The organism is Vibrio sp. SCSIO 43135, from assembly GCF_023716665.1.
Lineage (GTDB): Bacteria > Pseudomonadota > Gammaproteobacteria > Enterobacterales > Vibrionaceae > Vibrio > Vibrio paucivorans.
Genome location: NZ_CP071859.1, coordinates 2,289,686 through 2,308,602, shown reverse-complemented (window position 1 = coordinate 2,308,602; position 18,917 = coordinate 2,289,686). Strand labels below are relative to the sequence as shown.

Sequence of the window (18,917 nt, the reverse complement as noted above, 5' to 3'; positions counted from 1 at the left end):
GTTTTTTTTAATAAATCCCGATAAAACGGTCGTTCGGTTTCTTTTTAAGCAAAGAGACGCGTTTGTGATCGAAAACTGTTATCAAAACAGCAAGTTTAGAACAAGTTAACTTGTTTCGTATTCGCACTTAAGAAAGCTTAAAAACGAAAAAAAGCCAGCTTGTTTGCTGGCTTTCGATTAGCTTTTCATCAGTTCAACTAGACGTTGAAGCGGAAGTGGATTACATCACCATCTTTTACGATGTAATCTTTTCCTTCTAGACGCCATTTACCTGCGTCTTTTGCACCCGATTCGCCGTTATATTGAATGAAATCGTCGTAACCAACCACTTCAGCTCGGATGAAACCTTTTTCGAAGTCGGTGTGGATCTTACCAGCAGATTGTGGCGCAGTCGCTCCTACTGGAATAGTCCAAGCACGAACTTCTTTTACACCTGCAGTGAAGTAAGTTTGAAGAGTAAGCAGCTCATAACCTGAACGGATTACTCGGTTCAAGCCTGGCTCTTCGATTCCCATGTCTGCTAGGAACTCTTCACGGTCTGCATCGTCCAGCTCTGAAAGCTCAGATTCGATAGCGGCACAAACTGCTACAACAACATTATTTTCTTTTTCTGCGTACTCACGTACTGCATCAAGATACGGGTTGTCTTCAAAACCGTCTTCATTAACGTTCGCAATGTACATGGTTGGCTTAAGCGTTAAGAAGTTTAAATAGCCAATTGCTGCTGCTTCTTCTTTAGCAAGTTCTACGGTACGAGCCATGCCACCTTCAGTTAGAACGGGTAGTAGCTTTTCTAATACAGAAAGTTCGAATTTAGCGTCTTTGTCGCCGCCTTTTGCTTTTTTAGCGTTACGTTGGATTGCGCGCTCACAAGAATCCAAGTCTGCCATAGCAAGCTCAAGGTTGATGACTTCAATATCTTCGATCGGAGATACTTTACCCGCAACGTGAACGATGTTTTCGTTTTCGAAACAACGAACAACGTGGCCGATAGCGTCTGTTTCACGAATGTTAGCTAGGAATTTATTACCTAGACCTTCACCGCGAGAGGCTCCAGCTACAAGGCCTGCAATATCAACAAATTCCATTGTTGTTGGCAGAATTTTCTGTGGGTTAACGATTTTCGCAAGCGCGTCTAGGCGAAGATCCGGAACAGGAACCACGCCAGTATTTGGCTCGATAGTACAGAACGGGAAGTTTGCGGCTTCGATACCCGCCTTAGTTAGTGCATTAAATAGCGTAGATTTACCAACGTTTGGTAGACCAACAATGCCACATTTAAAACCCATGATAGTAACCTTATTCAGCTTTGAACGTGTGTAAGCGGTTTTGTGCTTTTGTTAGGCCATCTTTGATTAAGATGTCGAGGCTGCGTACTGATTCGTCTACAACCGCGTCTAGGCACTCTTGCTCTTTAGCAGGGGCTTTACCTAACACATAACCTGAAACTTTGTCTTTGTGCCCAGGATGGCCAATACCAATCCGGAGGCGGTAAAAATCTTTATTGTTGCTAAGTTTGCTAATGGTGTCTCGTAGGCCATTGTGTCCGCCATGACCACCACCTTTTTTAAACTTAGCGACGCCTGGTGGTAAATCTAGCTCATCATGGGCAACCATGATCTCTTCTGGCTTAATTTGGTAAAATTTAGCCAAAGCTGCAATCGCTTTACCAGACAGGTTCATAAAAGTTGTTGGGATCAGCAGGCGAAGATCTTGTCCGTTAACCATGATACGTCCCGTCAGACCAAAAAACTTCGCTTCGTTCTTTAGAGTGACATTGTGGACTCTTGCTAATTCCTCGACGACCCATGCTCCTGCATTGTGTCTTGTACGAGTGTATTCAGGACCTGGATTGGCAAGGCCTACAAGAAGTTTAATTGGTTGACTCACGGTTAGAATCTCTCTGGGATCTCAAAAAGCGCCGTATCATAGCACAGAAGTTATCTGTTGAGCGAGAAGCGCGCAGGCATGTCACCGATGTGATACGACGACAAAAGAAAAAGCACCCAAAGTGGGTGCTTCTTTTATATGTTGTTCTAAAGACTCGTCTTTAGTTGAACATCGCAGAGATTGACTCTTCGTTACTGATACGGCGAATCGCTTCAGCCAGCATACGAGAAAGGCTTAGTTCGGTTACTTTGCCTGTCGCTGCCATCTCTTTAGAAAGAGAAATTGAGTCAGTGACGATTACTTGGTCTAGTACTGAGTTCTTGATGTTCTGCGCTGCTGCACCAGAGAATACAGCGTGAGTAGCATAAGCGAATACTCGCTTCGCACCGCGCTCTTTTAGTGCTTCAGCTGCTTTACATAGTGTGCCACCTGTGTCGATCATGTCGTCTACGATAACGCAGTCACGACCTTCAACGTCACCGATTAGGTTCATTACTTCAGAAACGTTTGCACGTGGACGACGCTTATCAACAATAGCGATGTCAACATCACCAAGTGCTTTCGCTGTCGCACGAGCTCGAACTACGCCACCTAGGTCTGGAGAAACCACTACTGGGTTTTCAAGGCCGCGGTTTTGCATGTCTTCAAGTAGAACTGGTGTACCGAAGATGTTATCTACAGGTACATCGAAGAAGCCTTGAATTTGCTCTGCGTGTAGGTCGATAGTTAGAACGCGGTCTACACCAACGTTTGAAAGGAAGTCTGCAACAACTTTTGCAGTGATTGGCACACGTGCAGAACGTACGCGACGATCTTGACGTGCATAACCGAAGTATGGGATTACCGCAGTAATACGGCCCGCTGAAGCACGGCGCATTGCGTCAATCATTACCACCAATTCCATTAGGTTGTCATTGGTTGGTGCACAAGTCGATTGAATTAGGAATACATCACTACCACGAACATTTTCGTTGATTTGTACAGCGACTTCGCCGTCAGAAAAACGGTCTACAGTAGCATCGCCAAGAGAGATGTATAGACGGTCAGCAATACGTTGGGCTAGTTCAGGTGTTGCGTTACCAGCAAATAGCTTCATATCAGGCACGGTGGAAACCTCAGGGTTGCGTCCAGTTTTAAATAGAGTTGTGGTGGGCTGATTGGTATTCAGCCAATGTCTCTTTTAATGGCGAGATGTTACGCCCTTGAGCGACAAATGCCGAGACAGTGTCAGGCAGTTGATCAAGCACTGCTTCTGCTTCTTTCTTGCTGCTAAATTCAGCAAAAACGCAAGATCCAGTACCCGTCAATCTTGACGGCGCGTATTGTAGCAGCCATGAAAGTTGCTTATCAACCTCTGGGTACAGCATTCGGACAATTTTTTCGCAATCGTTTACGTACTCTTGCTCAAGAAGTGTTGCCATGGCTCGTTTCGGCGTGTTTCTGGTCAAGTCGGGATGCCTAAATATGTCCGCTGTTGCTATGCTTACGCTGGGTCTAACTACTAAGTAGTACTTCTCCTGGGGGGATACTTGAGTTAAGTGCTCACCTACACCCTCAGCAAAAGCAGCAAATCCGCGGACAAATACTGGTACATCGGCGCCGAGTGCTAATCCGATCTCTGCCAGCTGAATGTCTGAAAGTTTCAGATCCCATAGGTAATTCAAGGCAATTAGCGTGGTTGCGGCATTGGAGGAACCACCACCAATACCACCTCCCATAGGGAGTTTTTTAGTCAGTACTATTTCTGCTCCGAGCAGGCAGCCAGTATATGCCCGTAAAGCCATAGCAGCCTTGTAAATAAGGTTATCTTCGGTTTTCAATCCTGGTATTTCAGGGAGGATTGTTATCGTGCCTTCTGAGCTTGTGGTGATAGACAGCTCGTCACCATGATCGAGGAACTGAAATAGAGTTTGTAAGTCGTGGTAACCGTTTTCTTGCTGCCCGGTGATATAGAGGAATAAATTCAGTTTGGCTGGCGAAGGCCAGTGAGTTGTACAGGAAATCATTTAGTTAAGCGTCCATTTAGAGATCACTAAGTTAATCTTGGTGTCGGCCTGATTGAGTCTCATTTTTTGCGGTAACGGCAGAGGTGAGCTGTTGAAGTCAATGTCCTGATAAGACAAGTACTCTAACTGCCAGTTTTGATTAGCAATGGTTTTATTGAGGGTCGAAAGTGTGTTGTTTACGTTTAATTCGTAGCTGTCACTTCCGGTGGGCATGCCACGCATCCAGTCTTGGAGTTGGTCCACAGGAATCGTTAACCCCGTGAGCCTTTTGACCAATTGGGTCGCACTCACGTCTGAGAATGTTTGGTCATCGTAAGTATTTACTATCGCGCCTTGAGGTGTAATAACAAGGTTGAGTACGGTTTGGCCGAGGAAGTTGGTTAGTCTTAGTTGGCTGCGGTCTTGCGAATGCGTCCATTGAAAATTTAGTGACTGCCTCTCCTGTGGAGAGATATAACCGAGCTTGCCTACGGCTTTGTAAGTTTCAATACTCGCGAGCTTGTCTTGGTGTGCTTGCCATTCAACACTCATCTGACTTTCCGGTAATGAGCTACATCCGGACAAAATTAAAAAGGCGACTAAGAAAGAGATAAGACGACTCATGAAACTCATAGTTGCTCGCTATTTGCTCGATTTTAGGAAGGATTACTCGTTACTATATCATTGATATCACGAAGTCAGGAAAACAAAACCGTTTGACCCTTTTAATAAATGGGGTCATCAAGTAAAATTCTGGCCTTATTTGTATTTTCGATTCAGAGAACCCACATTACATGTCCTTGCTTGCTATTGGAATTAATCACAATACAGCTTCGGTTGAATTGCGTGAAAAAGTGGCTTTTGGTCCTGATAAATTATCAGAAGCACTAAAACAACTAGGCGCAAATTCAAATGTTAACGGTAGTGTTATCCTTTCTACCTGCAACCGTACCGAGATTTACTGTGACGTGAAACAAGGCAGTAAAAGTAAGGTTATTGATTGGCTTTCTCAATTTCACCAAGTAAGCCCTGAAGAGCTTAAACCAAGCTTATATACCCACGAAGAGCAAACCGCCATTAAACACCTGATGCGTGTTTCTTGCGGCTTGGATTCTTTGGTATTGGGTGAGCCTCAGATTCTTGGTCAAGTAAAGCAAGCGTATTCTGATGCTCGTGAATACAAATCTGTCGATTCGTCGATGGAAAAACTGTTCCAAAAAGCATTTTCCGTTGCCAAAAGAGTGAGAACGGAAACTGATATTGGCGGCAATGCCGTGTCAGTCGCTTATGCGGCATGCACTTTGGCGAAACACATTTTCGAATCGTTAGCGGATTCAACCGTGTTGCTTGTTGGTGCTGGTGAGACAATTGAACTGGTTGCTAAGCATTTAGCCGCAAATGGTTGTGAACGCATTATTGTGGCTAACCGTACCCGTGAAAGGGCGTTAGGGTTAGCCGAGCAGTTTGGCGCTCAAGTGATTAGTCTGCCAGAAATCCCAGAACATCTCGCTAAAGCAGATATCGTGATCAGTTCGACGGCGAGTCCTCTACCTATTATTGGTAAAGGTATGGTCGAAACTGCACTGAAAGCGAGACGTTTCCAGCCGATGTTACTGGTGGATATTGCCGTACCAAGAGATATTGAATCTCAAGTCGGTGACTTAAGTGATGCGTACCTGTATTCCGTTGATGATTTGCAGTCCATTGTCGAAAGCAATATTGAGCAGCGCAAAGTCGAAGCCATTCAGGCTGAAGCTATTGTGAGTGAAGAAAGTGCTTTGTTTATGACTTGGATGCGTTCGTTGCAGGCCGTAGATAGTATCCGAGAATACCGCAAATCTTCCAATGACATCCGAGAAGACCTGCTACAAAAAAGTTTACAATCACTGGCTGCGGGTAACGATCCAGAGCGAGTGCTACTAGAGCTTAGTAATAAGCTGACCAACCGGCTTATTCATGCCCCGACCCGTGCATTGCAAAGTGCGGCCGAACAGGGCGAGCCAGCAAAATTAACGGTAATTAGACAAAGCTTAGGTCTTGATGACCTGCCATAATTACCTTTGCCGTAAAAGAAAGCCCAATTTAAGAAAACCTAACTTAAGAAAGAATGTATGAAAGCGTCGATTTTAGTAAAGCTTGAAACTCTCGTTGAGCGTTATGAAGAAGTTCAACACCTGCTTGGTGATCCAGATGTAATTGGTGATCAAGATAAATTCCGCGCTCTTTCGAAAGAGTATTCTCAACTGGAAGAAGTGACTAAGTGCTTCCAGTCATACCAGCAAGCTCAAGAAGATTTAGTGGCTGCTGAAGAAATGGCTAACGAAGATGACGCAGAAATGCGAGAAATGGCGCAAGAAGAGATTAAGGACGCAAAAGAGACGATCGAACGTCTTACTGACGAACTTCAAATCTTGCTTTTACCTAAGGATCCAAATGACGAGCGCAACTGTTTCCTTGAAATTCGTGCGGGTGCGGGCGGTGATGAAGCCGGTATTTTCGCGGGTAACTTATTCCGTATGTACTCTAAGTTTGCTGAGAAGAAAGGTTGGCGCGTTGAAGTAATGAGCTGCAACGAGTCTGAGCAAGGCGGCTATAAAGAAATGATCGCGAAAATCAGTGGCGACAGTGTTTACGGTACCATGAAGTTTGAATCTGGTGGTCACCGTGTTCAGCGCGTACCTGAAACTGAATCTCAAGGTCGTGTACACACATCTGCATGTACTGTTGCGATTATGCCAGAAATCCCAGAAGCTGATTTGCCAGAAATTAAAGCTGCTGACCTTAAGATCGATACCTTCCGTGCATCAGGTGCGGGTGGCCAGCACGTTAACACGACAGACTCTGCTATTCGTATTACTCACTTGCCAACGGGTACCGTTGTAGAGTGTCAGGACGAACGTTCTCAACATAAAAACAAAGCGAAAGCGATGTCTGTACTTGCTGCGCGTATTGTACAAGCCGAAGAAGAGCGTCGTGCTGCAGAAGTGTCTGATACACGTCGTAACTTACTAGGTTCAGGTGACCGTAGTGACCGTATTCGCACATACAATTACCCGCAGGGCCGTGTGTCAGACCACCGTATTAACCTTACTCTTTACCGTCTAACAGAAGTGCTAGAAGGTGATCTACAGAGTTTGGTCGATCCTGTTGTTCAAGAACATCAAGCTGACCAACTCGCTGCGCTAGCAGACAACAACTAAATGAGTGAGCTTCCGAGTGTAGAATCTGCACTGGATACCGCAATCAAACAACTTGAAGAGAGTGGCAGTGATTCGCCCTCTCTTGATGCTGCGGTATTGCTTTGCCACGCGCTGCAAAAGCCACGTTCCTATCTATTTACATGGCCAGAAAAAAAGCTAGATAACGAGCAATATGATCGTTTCAGCCAGTTGCTGGTTAGACGAATTTCAGGTGAGCCAGTTGCTTACATTATCGGTGAGCGCGAGTTTTGGTCTTTACCACTTAAAGTATCCCCAACCACGCTTATCCCTCGCCCTGATACCGAGCGTTTAGTTGAAGTTGCGTTAGATAAAACCTATCAGCAAGACGGCAAAATACTCGATTTAGGTACAGGGACAGGTGCGATTGCATTGGCTTTGGCTTCAGAGATGCCCAAAAGAGAAGTGATCGGCATTGACCTCAAGCAAGAGGCTCAATCACTTGCGACCGAAAATGCTCGTCAGTTAGGTATTTCCAATGCGATATTTTATTCCGGCAGCTGGTTTGAACCTTTAGTTACTGGCACAAAGTTTGCCTTAATCGTGTCGAACCCTCCTTATATTGACGCTAATGACCCGCACCTTGTCGAAGGTGATGTTCGCTTTGAACCGAAAAGTGCGTTGGTTGCCGACGATAATGGCCTAGCGGATATCAAGCATATCGCTGAAAATGCGATTGGCTTTCTGGAGAATGAAGGCTGGCTTATGTTTGAGCATGGGTATGACCAAGGTGAATTAGTAAGAGAAATTTTAGCGTCATTTGGGTATCAACAAGTGGCTACAGAAAAGGACTATGGTGGAAACGACCGAGTGACACTTGGCCAGTTTTACCATCAACAATAGAGAGAACTTCATGTACGAAGGTATTAAACATTTACACCTACTGACTATCGCAATCAGTGCCACTTTGTTGTCTGTTCGTTATGCATTAATGATGATGGATTCCAAACTGCTCGATAAAAAGTTTTTCAAAGTGTTCCCGCATATTAACGATACGGTGCTTCTGCTTTCTGGTATCACTTTAGTGATGATCACGCAGTTTTATCCGTTTACTCCTCAAGGTATGTGGCTGACGGAAAAACTCACCTCGGTGCTGGCATACATTGCGTTAGGCTTCTTTGCTCTTAAGTTGGGTAAAAATAAACTGTCTAGAACGTTTGCGTTTCTTGGCGCTCTAGGCTGGCTAGGTATTGCCGGCAAAGTAGCCGTGACGAAAATCCCAATGTTTTTGGGCTAATTACATTTAAAAAATTTGATAGAAGTTAAGGTAGGAAAAGCATAAATGCTTGAGTTATGTGATGAAGACTTTGATGCAATGGAGCTTGCTGAAGGAGCATTGGTCCTAAATCGGGCCGTGAATCCAGAAACAAATGTAAGCTGGGCAGAGCAAGAACTCGAGCGATTGTTTAAAGAAGCTGAATTGGCGCTGGTCCACGAGTTGGACGAGAAGCAAAAGTTTGAATCATTCTTACGCTTGTTCTACCACGATTGGGCATTTGTCGGTGACCAAGAAGCCTACTTCGATTCAAGCAACGGCTTTCTAGATAAAGTTCTAGAGCGCCGTAAAGGGATCCCAGTAAGCTTAGGGGCGCTGCTGCTGTACTTTGGCCGTAAGCTAGGGTTCCCTGTTGCCGGTATTACGTTTCCAACCCAATTCATTGTCCAAGTGAACTGGTATGGCGAGAAGCCGTTGTATATCAACCCATTTAACGGTGAATACGTATCGGAGCATATTCTGAAAGCCTGGTTGATTGGGAGTAAAGGCCCATTAGCAACGCTAAAACCTGAGCATTTAGAAGCGACGGATAACCCAACCGTGATTGGCCGTTGGTTGGCGTTGCTGAAAAGTGCCTTACTTCGCGAGGAGCGCTATACTTTAGCGCTGCGATGCACGGATCTCGCGTTAACCTTTGTGCCAGATGATCCATACGAAATTCGCGATCGTGGGTTCATCTACCAACAGTTAGACTGCCATCAAGTCGCACTGAATGATTACCAGTATTTCATCGATCAATGCCCTGATGACCCAGCGTCGGAGCTGTTGCAAAATCAAGTTAAAGCCATGAGTGAAAGTTCAGTCACTGTCCACTAAGTGTCTGAGTGTCATTCATCGCATTGAAAACAAATAAGAGAGAAAATAATGGAACAGAAAATAGTTCAGATTGGTGACATTCCAGTTGCCAACGATAAGCCTTTCACATTGTTTGCTGGCATGAACGTTCTAGAATCTCGCGACCTAGCTATGCAGATCTGTGAGCACTATGTGAAAGTGACTGAAAAGCTAGGCATCCCATACGTATTTAAGGCTTCTTTCGATAAAGCGAATCGTAGCTCTGTACACTCTTACCGTGGCCCTGGTCTTGAAGAGGGTATGAAGATCTTTCAAGAATTGAAAGATACATTTGGCGTGAAAATCATCACAGATGTCCACACTGAAGCGCAAGCTCAGCCAGTAGCGGATGTTGTAGATGTGATTCAGTTGCCTGCATTTTTGGCTCGTCAAACTGATTTAGTTGAAGCGATGGCAAAAACGGGTGCGGTTATCAACGTTAAAAAACCTCAGTTCATGAGCCCTGGTCAAGTGGGTAACATTGTTGAGAAGTTTGCTGAATGTGGTAACGAAAACATCATTCTATGTGAGCGTGGCTCGTGCCACGGTTACGACAACCTTGTTGTTGATATGCTTGGTTTTGGCGTAATGAAAAATGCGTCTAAAGGCAGCCCAATTATCTTTGACGTAACGCACTCGCTGCAAATGCGCGACCCTTCTGGTGCGGCATCTGGTGGTCGTCGTGAGCAAACGGTTGAGCTAGCGAAAGCTGGTCTAGCAACGGGTATTGCAGGTCTATTCATCGAAGCGCATCCAAACCCGGATCAAGCTCGTTGTGATGGTCCATCGGCTTTACCACTAGACAAGCTCGAGCCTTTCCTAGCTCAAATGAAAGCGCTTGATGATCTTATCAAAGGCTTTGATAGTATCGATATTAAGTAGATTTTCTTCGAAAATATACACAAAAGGCTGACATGAATATGTTAGCCTTTTTTGATCTCGTCTGCCTTTTATTCCCAGATATGTTGAGTTAGTGCAATCCCTCACACTTTACTCAAATACACTCACTTCACAGTAAAACGATTGCTTGTGATCTATTGGAATTTGATATGAAAGATCCTCATTTCGTTACACATTCTTTACTAATTTAAGGTGATCTAGGCGACATAAATATGAAATCATCCTGTCACCTAAACTAGGTTAATTTAAACTAGTTCAAGTTTTATCGGTTAAACAGCGCCTTAAAGTGCGCTGATCTTGATAACTATTACCGATAATGAAAAGCAGTGGATCCCCAACAGTTCAAAGGTATGACAATGAAGCAAGGCCTTATTCTTAAAACAACGCTCAGCGCAGCGATTCTTGCGACTCTAGCGGGTTGTGCAACAGCACCTCAGCATGAGTGGGAAGCGGACAAAACTTATAAGCTGACAGTTCTTCACACCAATGACCACCACGGTCGTTTTTGGCAAAACAAATACGGCGAGTACGGCATGGCTGCTCGTAAGACGTTAATCGACGAGCTACGTGCAGAGATCGAAGCCGAGGGTGGCAGCTCACTGCTTCTTTCTGGTGGTGATATCAACACCGGTGTACCTGAATCAGATCTTCAAGATGCAGAACCAGATTTCAAAGGTATGAGCAAGATTGGTTACGATGCGATGGCACTGGGTAACCACGAATTCGACAATCCGCTAGAAGTGCTATTTAAGCAGAAAGAGTGGGCTAACTTCCCGATGTTGTCGGCAAACATCTATGATAAAGAGACTGGCGAGCGTATGTTCCAGCCTTACGAGATGTTTAACAAGCAAGGCATCAAGATTGCTGTTATTGGTCTAACGACTGAAGACACGCAGAAAATCGGTAATCCAGAGTTTATCGGTGGCATTGATTTCCGTGATCCAAAAGAAGAAGCGAAAAAGCTGATTGCCGAGCTAGAAAAGACTGAAAAACCTGACCTGATTTTCGCGGTTACTCACATGGGCCACTACGAAGATGGTAAGCGCGGCGTGAATGCTCCGGGTGATGTAGCGCTTGCTCGTTACCTAGACGAAGGTTCTCTAGATATGATCGTTGGTGGTCACTCTCAAGAGCCAGTTTGTATGGAAGCACCGAACGTTGTGAAGAAGAACTTCAAGCCTTCTGATGAGTGTAAGCCAGATGTACAAAACGGTACTTACATCGTTCAGGCGCACGAATGGGGTAAATACGTAGGTCGTGCTGATTACGAATTCCGTAACGGTGAACTAGAAATGGTGAGCTACGATCTGATCCCAGTAAACTTGAAGAAGAAAGTTAAAATCGATGGTAAGAAACAGCGCGTTCTTATTGAAGATGAGATCAAGCAAGACGAAGCACTACTTGAGTTCCTACGTCCTTATCAAGAGCAAGGTCAAGCTCAGCTTAACGTTAAGATTGCAGAGACTAACGGTAAGCTAGAAGGCGACCGTAATGTTGTTCGTTTCCAACAGACCAACCTTGGTCGCTTGATCGCAACGGCTCACATGGAGCGTGCAAAAGCCGACTTTGCAGTTATGAACTCTGGTGGTGTGCGTGACTCGATTGAAGGCGGTGACGTTACTTACAAAGATGTACTGACAGTACAGCCTTTTGCTAACATCCTGACTTACACAGATATGACTGGTGCTGAAGTACTAGACTACCTAAACGTTGTTGCAACCAAGCCGGTTGATTCAGGTGCATACGCTCAGTTCGCTGGTATCTCTATGACGGTGGCTAATGGTGAAGTATCTAACGTATTCATCGGTGGTAAACAGCTTCGTTTAGACGAAACTTACCGTTTCACTGTACCGAGCTACAACGCAGCAGGTGGCGACGGTTACCCTAAACTAACGGGTCACCCTGGTCACGTAAACACAGGTTTCGTTGATGCAGAAGTGTTGAAAGAGTACCTAGAAGCGAATAGCCCAGTTGATGTAAACCAATATGCTCCATCAGGCGAGATGGTTTACAAGTAAGTTGACGACAACTCATAAAACTCCTTAATCTAAAGCGCTGTCATTCAAAAGATGACGGCGCTTTTTTGTTTGTGTCCTTGTTGGAGCTTAAGGAGAGCAAAATGACACCGGCTATTAATCTCGCGAAGAAGAAAAAAGTCACTCACCACATTCATCAGTATGAGCACGATCCTAGAGCGGCAAGTTTTGGGCTTGAAGCGGTTGAGGCATTGGGACAAGATCCAGCACGCGTGTTCAAAACGTTATTGTTTTGCGTTAATGGTGAACCAAAGAATTTGGCCGTTGCAGTCATTCCGGTGGATCAGAAGCTGAACTTGAAACAAGCGGCGAAAGCGGCAAAAGCGAAAAAAGCGGATATGGCTGATCCAGATATCGCCCAAAAGACAACCGGTTATGTTGTTGGAGGTATTAGCCCGTTAGGACAAAAAAAGGCATTGCCGACATTTATCCACGAAAGCGCGTTAACACAGGACATGATATGTGTGAGTGCAGGTAAGCGTGGATTGGAGATTGAGTTGGCAGCGAATGACCTTGCAGCGTTGACGAGAGGTCAGTTTGTTCCGTTATGTGGCTAGAGGTGCGAAAGGTCAACAGACCCTAATTACCCGCAAACAAAAAGGCTGATCCGCAAAGATCAGCCTTTTACATCTAGGGTATGTTCACATCTTGGCTAAGACACTATTTCGCTTCGTCTTCCATTTGCGCGTTGTCTACTACGTGGTTTTCACCTAAATCTTTCGGCAAGATTAGGTTAAGCAGAATAGCAACGATACCACATAGGCTAACGCCTTGAAGGCTGAATTCGCCAATACCAAATGCCATACCTCCGATACCAAACACCAATGTAATGGCGACGATAACTAGGTTGCGTGACTTGTGCAGGTCAACGTTGTTTTTAATTAGAGTGTTAAGGCCAACGGTCGCAATTGAACCGAATAGTAAAATCATAATGCCGCCCATAACTGGCATTGGGATCGTTTGCAGTACAGCGCCTAGCTTACCTACCAAAGCAAGTACAATCGCACTTACCGCTGCCCATGTCATGATAACAGGGTTAAATGCCTTGGTTAGCATTACAGCACCGGTCACTTCTGAATAAGTGGTGTTTGGCGGGGCGCCAACCATTGAAGCAGCGATAGTCGCCACACCATCACCAGTAATGGTACGGTGCAGACCTGGCTTTTTGATGTAGTTTTTGCCGGTCACATTGGAGATGGCTAGCATGTCGCCAACGTGTTCTACAGCAGGCGCGATGGCAACCGGGATCATGAACAAGATTGCATTGATATTGAATTCCGGTGTCGTAAAGTTCGGTAGCGCAAACCAAGCAGCTTCTTTCACAGGTGTGAAGTCAACAATGCCGTAGCCAAGGCTTAAACAGTAGCCCACAACAATACCGCCTAAAATAGGAGTCAGTTTTAAAAAGCCTTTGGCGAACACGCTCAATATGATGGTGGTAAGCAACGAAGCAATCGAGATCACAAGCGATGCATTTGCGTCGATGACTTGTGAACCATCTACCATGCCCAACGCCATGTTTACCGCGACTGGCGCTAAGCCTAAGCCAATCACCATAATGACAGGGCCAACGACAACTGGCGGAAGTAATTTATGAATGATTTCTACGCCGCGGACTTTGATTAATGCGCCCATTGCGACATAAACACAACCAGCTGCCATTAAGCCACCCATAGTGGCAGGTACGCCCCAAGTTTGAACACCGTAAAGTATAGGGGCAATGAAAGCGAAAGAAGAGGCGAGGAAAATAGGCACACTACGACGAGTAACTAATTGGAAAAGAAGCGTACCGACACCAGCACCAAAGAGTGCCACACTCGGGTCGAGGCCGGTTAGAAGTGGTACCAGCACCAATGCGCCGAAAGCAACAAATAGCATTTGCGCTCCCTGAATAGCATTTTTCATATCATTTCCCTGTTCAATAAATAAAATTCGCGGGATTTTATCACTTTGGCAAACGTTTGCAATGTAACCTAGGTCAAATAAATTATCGGTTTTCAATCTAAGATATGGATGTTCGAGACGCTAGACATGAATTCTGACCGTAACTTGAAGTGCATTCCTTGCTCAGGATTGGATAGTTGCTTATCATCAACACTCGAAAACACTATATTTTGCAAAGCCCTGTCTTCGCCCAATACTATCTAGGAAACGTATGCGCAATATCGCTCTGTTATTACTGGGGTTAATTACTATCCCTGCTCACGCCTTAACTAAAGTAGATTTATATCGCTCTGAAGTAGTGCTCGAACAAGAGCAGAAAGACGCAGACGCTAAGGCGCGTATTGAAGGCATGAAGCAAGTGATTGTTCGTGCTTCTGGTGACACCGATGCCATCAATAATGAAGTGATCGTCAAAGCATTGAATCAGTCTTCACAGTACGTCACTCAGCTTAGCTATGGGCGCTCGGGTGAGTCTCAGACTCTGCAAATGGGATTCAGTGCTCCTCATATTCGCTCGTTGCTGAGTCAGGCTCAGTTACCATTTTGGCCTGAGAACCGAGCAAATTTGCTAGTTTGGCTGGTGGAAGATTCTAATTTTGATAGAAATATTTCGTGGGAGCATTCTGGCACTCCATTGCTTAACGCGATCAAAACAAGTGCCGAGCAACGTGGTTTGCCGCTGACATTGCCAGTTGGTGACTTCGATGACATCAGCGGAATTGCCGTATCGGATCTGTGGGGTGGTTTCGTTCAGCCACTCAGTGCGGCGAGCCAGCGTTATCCTGCCGATGCTGTGTTAGTCGTTCGTGCTCAAGGGAACAATTTACGTTGGACTTTGTACGACCAGAATCCGTCGACGATGCAAACCAGTACTAAAGTTCCTGTGACGGGAAGTAGCTCTGGCCAATCGGCGGCGGCAGACATGGTTGCTGATTTAGCAGACTACTATGCGAAAAAGAATGCGGTAGTTGTAGCGAGTGAATCGTCTGAAACTGTAAAAGCAGAGTTTACTATGATTAACGATGCGGCGGATTTCTTCGAACTTGAAAACAAGTTGAAGGCACTAAGCTCGGTTGCTTCGCTTGATATTCTTAAGATTCAAGGTTCATCTGTGTTGTTCAATGTTCACTTACTGGCGTCAGAGGAAGATTTTGAGCACGAAGTACTTCGTATGGGCAAAGTTATCAAAGTTGAGCCACAAGACGTAGCCGTACCTGTACAACTGCCAGAAACTGAGCAGCCACCAGTTCCTGTTAACCTACCAGAAAATGCAGAGCCGACCACACTACCAGAAGTGGATACAGTTGAGTCTCAAACCACAGATGCTCAAAACGTAACGGTGAGCACAGCAGATGGCAGCGTGGTGAATGCTACTGAACCGTTAGAGGTTGCAGAGACTGAACCACTAGAGCCTGTTGATACAACACTTAATTTTGAGTGGCAGTAAAACGGTACAAATAAAAAGCCCTTCAACTGAAGGGCTTTTTTAATGTGATTTTGTGCCTAGCTTCGAGCTAAGCTACTGCTACTGGTCGAAGCGAGCTTTTTCCTGCTTTTCCACTTCTGAAAGTCTTTTCAGCTTTAAGCCGAGTTCTTTACCGCGAGAGCGTGCATACAGAATGTTGCCGGCGAACGCGACGGACGTGAGCACTAGTTCCACCAATGCCAACATTCTTTCCCCACCATCGACATACAAAATGGTCAACGCGTGTAGAAAGTAAAGCATCAGGACAAAATTCGCCCAAGCGTGAGTATAAGGTTTCCCTGCTAGGATTCCCGGTAGTGGAAGAAGCAACGGGATGCACCATGCAATCGCAAGGGTGATGTTACTGACATGTGGATGCGGAGACAGCGTCCATTGCCACAGTGCGACCCATACTAATAAAGCTAAGTTACCAAACAATGCCAGTAAGCGAAATTGCTTAGTTCGAGATGTCGTTTCCATAGTGAATCTCACTGTTTAAGTTTTAGGGCGGTCGCCGCTAATCTGGCACCAAGTGCCCGTGCTAATTCGGCTTCGTCGCGCTCGAGTGCTGAATTGTGTTCGGAGGCAACGCTGGTGGCTCCGTATGGAGTCCCTCCCGCTCGGGTTGTATGTAAAGCCGGTTCAGAATAGGGGATACCCAATACCATCATTCCATGGTGGAGTAACGGTAACATCATCGTTTGTAGGGTGGTTTCTTGGCCGCCATGCATACTGGATGATGAAGTAAAGACGCACGCAGGTTTATCGATCAGATCACCTTTAACCCACAGCGTGGTGGTTTGATCCCAGAAGTGCTTCAGCGGTGCAGCCATATTGCCAAACCACACAGGGCTGCCCATCGCCAGCCCATCACAATTGGCCAGTTCTTCAAACGTGACGACTGGTTCACTGGCATCACTAGAGTGAGAAGTCAGATCTTCGACGGTTCTGAGTACGGCTTCGCAGCCTGGCTGTGATTCAATACCGCGCGCAATTTGTCGCGCGATCGCTTGAGTCGAGCCATGTCGGCTGTAATACAGTACGAGTAGCTTACACATTAGAGAATGTCTAGAACTTGCTCTGGTGGACGACCATGCTTTGCTTTGCCGTTAGCGATAACAATTGGGCGCTCTACAAGCTTTGGATTTTCTGCCATTGCTTGGAATAACTCTTCGTCAGAAGCTTCTGCGAGGTTCAGTTCTTTGTAAATAGCTTCTTTAGTGCGCATCATGCCGCGAACAGCGTCTAGCTCTAACTGGCCGAAAATGGTTTTAAGTTGCTCGACATTAAGTGGTGTATCTAGGTACTTAATGATTTCTGGTGTAATGCCTTTTTCTTCAAGTAACGCAAGAGTTTGACGGCTTTTTGAGCATTTTGGGTTGTGATAAATCACGACTGACATAGTGTTCTCCACTGCTGTATTTTTTATTGGAGTGATAAGAATCGATCTCTTTGGACCATAAGTTGGTCGATACGTGCATCGTATCGAGCTTGTTTCAAACTCCCAAGTTCAGCGATTTGGCTTGCTTGAGAGTAATATTGAATCGCTTTGTTCCAGTTTGCCTTCAGAGCCAGTATCTCTGCTCGAGCTGCTAAATCTTCATCTCCTCGAGCAAGTGCAATATTGGCTTCCGACAGTAAATGCCACCCATTGATATCGTTCGGGTTGTCGTGTGTATAGCGTTGTAACACTCGAATTGCATCTTCGTATTTATCTTGTTTCAGCAACACGTTGGCATAGTTAATGGTTAATACTGGGTTACTCGGCTTAGAGGACAGCGCTTTTTCTAGCATGGTTTGCGCGGTACTTGCTTCTTTTTTTGCAATGTATAAATCAGATAGCGCATCTAGATAGAAGTTATTGGCTGGGTCCTGCTTGCTTAATTCAAGTAAGATTGGCTCTGCTTGGTCGAGCTTTTTAGTGTCCAAATACACCAACGCTTTGCCGTATTGGAATGCTGGAACAAGTTCGGGTTTGGCTTTCTTTTCTGTACGATCTAACCAATCCAATGCTGCTTCACTCTCGATGCCGGCATATCGAGCAACGATTCTGGCGCGTGCTAAGTGGTAATCCAAGGCTGGTTGGATTCGCATCGGAGGGTAGTGCCTTGCGCGCTCACGGCTGTCGGTAATACGATCTTCTGGTAATGGGTGAGTCAGCAACATTGGTGGTGGTTTGCTTGCGTAACGGTATTCATCGGCTAAACGGCCAAAGAAACGTGGCATAGCTTTAACATCGAACCCTGCTTTGGCTAATGTTGCGATACCGAAGCGGTCTGCTTCTTTCTCATTACTGCGGGTATAGTTAATTTGGCTTTGCATGCTGCCGGCGGTGGCCGCGGTTATTGCCGCCATACCGGCTTCTGGAGAAGCAATAGCAAGCAGCAGAGAACCTGCCAACGCAGCGATGGTAGCAGGAGAGCGACGCGCTTGATCTTCCATGCTTCGAGCCAAGTGCCTTTGCGTTACGTGCGCAATTTCGTGGGCAACAACAGAGGCTAGTTCACTCTCACTTTGCGCATGTAAAAACAGACCAGAGTGTAGGGCGACATATCCGCCAAAAAACGCGAATGCGTTGATGTTGCGATCGCGAATCATGAAGAAGGTAAAAGGCGTTTTTACGTCGTTTGCGTTAGCGACCAGTCTATGACCTAAGTTATCGATATATTCGTTCAGAACTGGGTCATTGACGATGGGTTGGCTGTTACGGAGCATACGCATGTACGCATCACCATAGATTAATTCTTGGTCTATGGTTAGAGTTCCTCCCGCTGTGGTGCCAATATCAGGTAATTCAATATCGTTGGCGACAGACAGCGTCGGACTGGCAATCGCAGCGGCAACACAAAGGCAGACAAGGGAACGAGCGCGTTTAAACATATTGGCTAGTGATACTCCGTATTCATATTCTGTATAGACACTTTAGAAGTGGTTTGGTTTCCGTAATCAGGCAAGTTTATGATTTTGAGTGAATTGTAGCGGTGTACGTCTTCCATTTCGATAACTACCGTGTCAAATATTTGTGATCACGTATATTTGGCACTAGAAGGGTTATCACATCAACAGAAACATAACTTGAGTTTGTTTGGTACGTAAAACTCTATACAATGACCCTCCTATAATAAGCATCGAGCTAAAGAATGAAACCCAATATTCTGGATTTGCGCGAAGAGCGTTGCCCAATGGCGTTATTACTTGCGAAGCGTCACATTGCAAAGCTTTCGAACAATGAGGTTGCGACTCTCTACATCGCAGACCCAAGCTCAAAACGCGATATAGAACGCTTTCTTCAATCAAAATCTTATAAAATTGAATGTGAAGACAACTCTGAATTTTGTTCCATGCAAGTGAAAAAGGAAGCTTAGTTTA

At 45.4% G+C, this 18,917-nt stretch carries 20 protein-coding genes; 10 read left to right on the top strand and 10 right to left on the bottom strand.

All coding sequences use genetic code 11. From position 1 onward, the window contains the following. Positions 1-197: 197 nt before the first annotated feature. The 5 genes from ychF to lolB form a co-directional block, all read right to left on the bottom strand. Positions 198-1,289 carry a redox-regulated ATPase YchF gene (gene ychF, locus J4N42_RS10240; RefSeq protein ID WP_252027778.1) on the bottom strand — a complete coding sequence of 364 codons (1,092 nt, stop codon included), beginning with the start codon at positions 1,287-1,289 and terminating at the stop codon, positions 198-200. Positions 1,290-1,299: 10 nt separating this feature from the next. Then, the gene (pth, locus tag J4N42_RS10235; RefSeq protein WP_252027777.1) at positions 1,300-1,890 is read right to left on the bottom strand and encodes an aminoacyl-tRNA hydrolase; all 591 of its coding nucleotides are present in this window, start codon (positions 1,888-1,890) and stop codon (positions 1,300-1,302) included. A 160-nt stretch (positions 1,891-2,050) separates the two neighbouring features. Further along, the gene (locus tag J4N42_RS10230; RefSeq protein WP_252027776.1) at positions 2,051-2,995 is read right to left on the bottom strand and encodes a ribose-phosphate pyrophosphokinase; all 945 of its coding nucleotides are present in this window, start codon (positions 2,993-2,995) and stop codon (positions 2,051-2,053) included. A 28-nt stretch (positions 2,996-3,023) separates the two neighbouring features. Beyond that, on the bottom strand, positions 3,024-3,896 hold the full coding sequence (gene ispE / locus J4N42_RS10225) for a 4-(cytidine 5'-diphospho)-2-C-methyl-D-erythritol kinase (RefSeq protein ID WP_252027775.1): 873 nt from the start codon (positions 3,894-3,896) through the stop codon (positions 3,024-3,026). After that, positions 3,897-4,508: a lipoprotein insertase outer membrane protein LolB gene (gene lolB, locus J4N42_RS10220; protein WP_286036645.1), complete on the bottom strand. Its 612-nt coding sequence runs from the start codon at positions 4,506-4,508 to the stop codon at positions 3,897-3,899. 161 nt (positions 4,509-4,669) lie between these two features. Between lolB and hemA the strand changes: the two genes are divergently transcribed. From hemA to ybaK, 8 genes are all read left to right on the top strand, one after another. Further along, entirely contained in the window at positions 4,670-5,929 is a 1,260-nt protein-coding gene (gene hemA / locus J4N42_RS10215) for a glutamyl-tRNA reductase (protein WP_252027773.1), read from the top strand. Positions 5,930-5,986: 57 nt separating this feature from the next. Then, complete coding sequence (gene prfA / locus J4N42_RS10210) at positions 5,987-7,075, top strand: peptide chain release factor 1 (RefSeq protein ID WP_252027772.1); 1,089 nt, start codon at positions 5,987-5,989, stop codon at positions 7,073-7,075. Then, positions 7,076-7,936 carry a peptide chain release factor N(5)-glutamine methyltransferase gene (prmC, locus tag J4N42_RS10205; RefSeq protein ID WP_252027771.1) on the top strand — a complete coding sequence of 287 codons (861 nt, stop codon included), beginning with the start codon at positions 7,076-7,078 and terminating at the stop codon, positions 7,934-7,936. 10 nt (positions 7,937-7,946) lie between these two features. After that, entirely contained in the window at positions 7,947-8,330 is a 384-nt protein-coding gene (locus J4N42_RS10200; protein WP_252027770.1) for a SirB2 family protein, read from the top strand. A 45-nt stretch (positions 8,331-8,375) separates the two neighbouring features. Beyond that, entirely contained in the window at positions 8,376-9,185 is an 810-nt protein-coding gene (locus J4N42_RS10195; protein ID WP_252027769.1) for a SirB1 family protein, read from the top strand. 48 nt (positions 9,186-9,233) lie between these two features. Further along, a complete protein-coding gene (gene kdsA / locus J4N42_RS10190) occupies positions 9,234-10,085 on the top strand; it encodes a 3-deoxy-8-phosphooctulonate synthase (protein ID WP_252027768.1) in 852 nt (283 codons plus the stop codon). Between the two features lie 374 nt (positions 10,086-10,459). Next, complete coding sequence (ushA, locus tag J4N42_RS10185; RefSeq protein WP_252027767.1) at positions 10,460-12,121, top strand: bifunctional UDP-sugar hydrolase/5'-nucleotidase UshA; 1,662 nt, start codon at positions 10,460-10,462, stop codon at positions 12,119-12,121. 101 nt (positions 12,122-12,222) lie between these two features. Beyond that, on the top strand, positions 12,223-12,696 hold the full coding sequence (ybaK, locus tag J4N42_RS10180; RefSeq protein WP_252027766.1) for a Cys-tRNA(Pro) deacylase: 474 nt from the start codon (positions 12,223-12,225) through the stop codon (positions 12,694-12,696). 103 nt (positions 12,697-12,799) lie between these two features. On the opposite strand, the gene J4N42_RS10175 is transcribed toward ybaK, so the two are convergent. Continuing rightward, positions 12,800-14,044, bottom strand: a complete 1,245-nt coding sequence (locus tag J4N42_RS10175) for a uracil-xanthine permease family protein (RefSeq protein WP_252027765.1) — start codon at positions 14,042-14,044, stop codon at positions 12,800-12,802. A 250-nt stretch (positions 14,045-14,294) separates the two neighbouring features. On the opposite strand from J4N42_RS10175, the gene J4N42_RS10170 reads away from it, so the two are divergent. Next, entirely contained in the window at positions 14,295-15,530 is a 1,236-nt protein-coding gene (locus J4N42_RS10170) for a DUF2066 domain-containing protein (RefSeq protein WP_252027764.1), read from the top strand. Between the two features lie 78 nt (positions 15,531-15,608). Here J4N42_RS10170 and J4N42_RS10165 read toward each other — a convergent pair whose 3' ends face one another. Genes J4N42_RS10165 through bepA form a run of 4 tightly spaced genes read right to left on the bottom strand, consistent with a single transcriptional unit; the run spans position 15,609 to position 18,428 of the window. Continuing rightward, on the bottom strand, positions 15,609-16,028 hold the full coding sequence (locus tag J4N42_RS10165; RefSeq protein WP_252027763.1) for a DUF2069 domain-containing protein: 420 nt from the start codon (positions 16,026-16,028) through the stop codon (positions 15,609-15,611). A gap of 8 nt (positions 16,029-16,036) precedes the next feature. Then, positions 16,037-16,606 (bottom strand): NAD(P)H:quinone oxidoreductase, encoded by a 570-nt coding sequence (gene wrbA, locus J4N42_RS10160; protein WP_252027762.1) that lies wholly within the window; start codon positions 16,604-16,606, stop codon positions 16,037-16,039. Further along, positions 16,606-16,950, bottom strand: coding sequence for an arsenate reductase (glutaredoxin) (gene arsC / locus J4N42_RS10155; RefSeq protein WP_252027761.1), 345 nt, complete (start codon positions 16,948-16,950; stop codon positions 16,606-16,608). Before arsC ends, wrbA begins: the two co-directional genes overlap by 1 nt. A 23-nt stretch (positions 16,951-16,973) precedes the next feature. Beyond that, complete coding sequence (gene bepA, locus J4N42_RS10150; protein ID WP_252027760.1) at positions 16,974-18,428, bottom strand: beta-barrel assembly-enhancing protease; 1,455 nt, start codon at positions 18,426-18,428, stop codon at positions 16,974-16,976. Between the two features lie 260 nt (positions 18,429-18,688). On the opposite strand from bepA, the gene J4N42_RS10145 reads away from it, so the two are divergent. Further along, on the top strand, positions 18,689-18,913 hold the full coding sequence (locus tag J4N42_RS10145; RefSeq protein WP_252027759.1) for a sulfurtransferase TusA family protein: 225 nt from the start codon (positions 18,689-18,691) through the stop codon (positions 18,911-18,913). Positions 18,914-18,917 lie beyond the last annotated feature (4 nt).

Excerpts from the sequence above, each read along its gene's own strand:
- ychF (WP_252027778.1), bottom strand. The coding sequence starts at position 1,289 with ATGGGTTTTAAATGTGGCATTGTTGGTCTACCAAACGTTGGTAAATCT.
- ispE (WP_252027775.1), bottom strand. The coding sequence starts at position 3,896 with ATGATTTCCTGTACAACTCACTGGCCTTCGCCAGCCAAACTGAATTTA.
- lolB (WP_286036645.1), bottom strand. The coding sequence starts at position 4,508 with ATGAGTTTCATGAGTCGTCTTATCTCTTTCTTAGTCGCCTTTTTAATT.
- hemA (WP_252027773.1), top strand. The coding sequence starts at position 4,670 with ATGTCCTTGCTTGCTATTGGAATTAATCACAATACAGCTTCGGTTGAA.
- prfA (WP_252027772.1), top strand. The coding sequence starts at position 5,987 with ATGAAAGCGTCGATTTTAGTAAAGCTTGAAACTCTCGTTGAGCGTTAT.
- prmC (WP_252027771.1), top strand. The coding sequence starts at position 7,076 with ATGAGTGAGCTTCCGAGTGTAGAATCTGCACTGGATACCGCAATCAAA.
- J4N42_RS10200 (WP_252027770.1), top strand. The coding sequence starts at position 7,947 with ATGTACGAAGGTATTAAACATTTACACCTACTGACTATCGCAATCAGT.
- J4N42_RS10195 (WP_252027769.1), top strand. The coding sequence starts at position 8,376 with ATGCTTGAGTTATGTGATGAAGACTTTGATGCAATGGAGCTTGCTGAA.
- kdsA (WP_252027768.1), top strand. The coding sequence starts at position 9,234 with ATGGAACAGAAAATAGTTCAGATTGGTGACATTCCAGTTGCCAACGAT.
- ushA (WP_252027767.1), top strand. The coding sequence starts at position 10,460 with ATGAAGCAAGGCCTTATTCTTAAAACAACGCTCAGCGCAGCGATTCTT.
- ybaK (WP_252027766.1), top strand. The coding sequence starts at position 12,223 with ATGACACCGGCTATTAATCTCGCGAAGAAGAAAAAAGTCACTCACCAC.
- J4N42_RS10175 (WP_252027765.1), bottom strand. The coding sequence starts at position 14,044 with ATGAAAAATGCTATTCAGGGAGCGCAAATGCTATTTGTTGCTTTCGGC.
- J4N42_RS10170 (WP_252027764.1), top strand. The coding sequence starts at position 14,295 with ATGCGCAATATCGCTCTGTTATTACTGGGGTTAATTACTATCCCTGCT.
- J4N42_RS10165 (WP_252027763.1), bottom strand. The coding sequence starts at position 16,028 with ATGGAAACGACATCTCGAACTAAGCAATTTCGCTTACTGGCATTGTTT.
- wrbA (WP_252027762.1), bottom strand. The coding sequence starts at position 16,606 with ATGTGTAAGCTACTCGTACTGTATTACAGCCGACATGGCTCGACTCAA.
- arsC (WP_252027761.1), bottom strand. The coding sequence starts at position 16,950 with ATGTCAGTCGTGATTTATCACAACCCAAAATGCTCAAAAAGCCGTCAA.
- bepA (WP_252027760.1), bottom strand. The coding sequence starts at position 18,428 with ATGTTTAAACGCGCTCGTTCCCTTGTCTGCCTTTGTGTTGCCGCTGCG.
- J4N42_RS10145 (WP_252027759.1), top strand. The coding sequence starts at position 18,689 with ATGAAACCCAATATTCTGGATTTGCGCGAAGAGCGTTGCCCAATGGCG.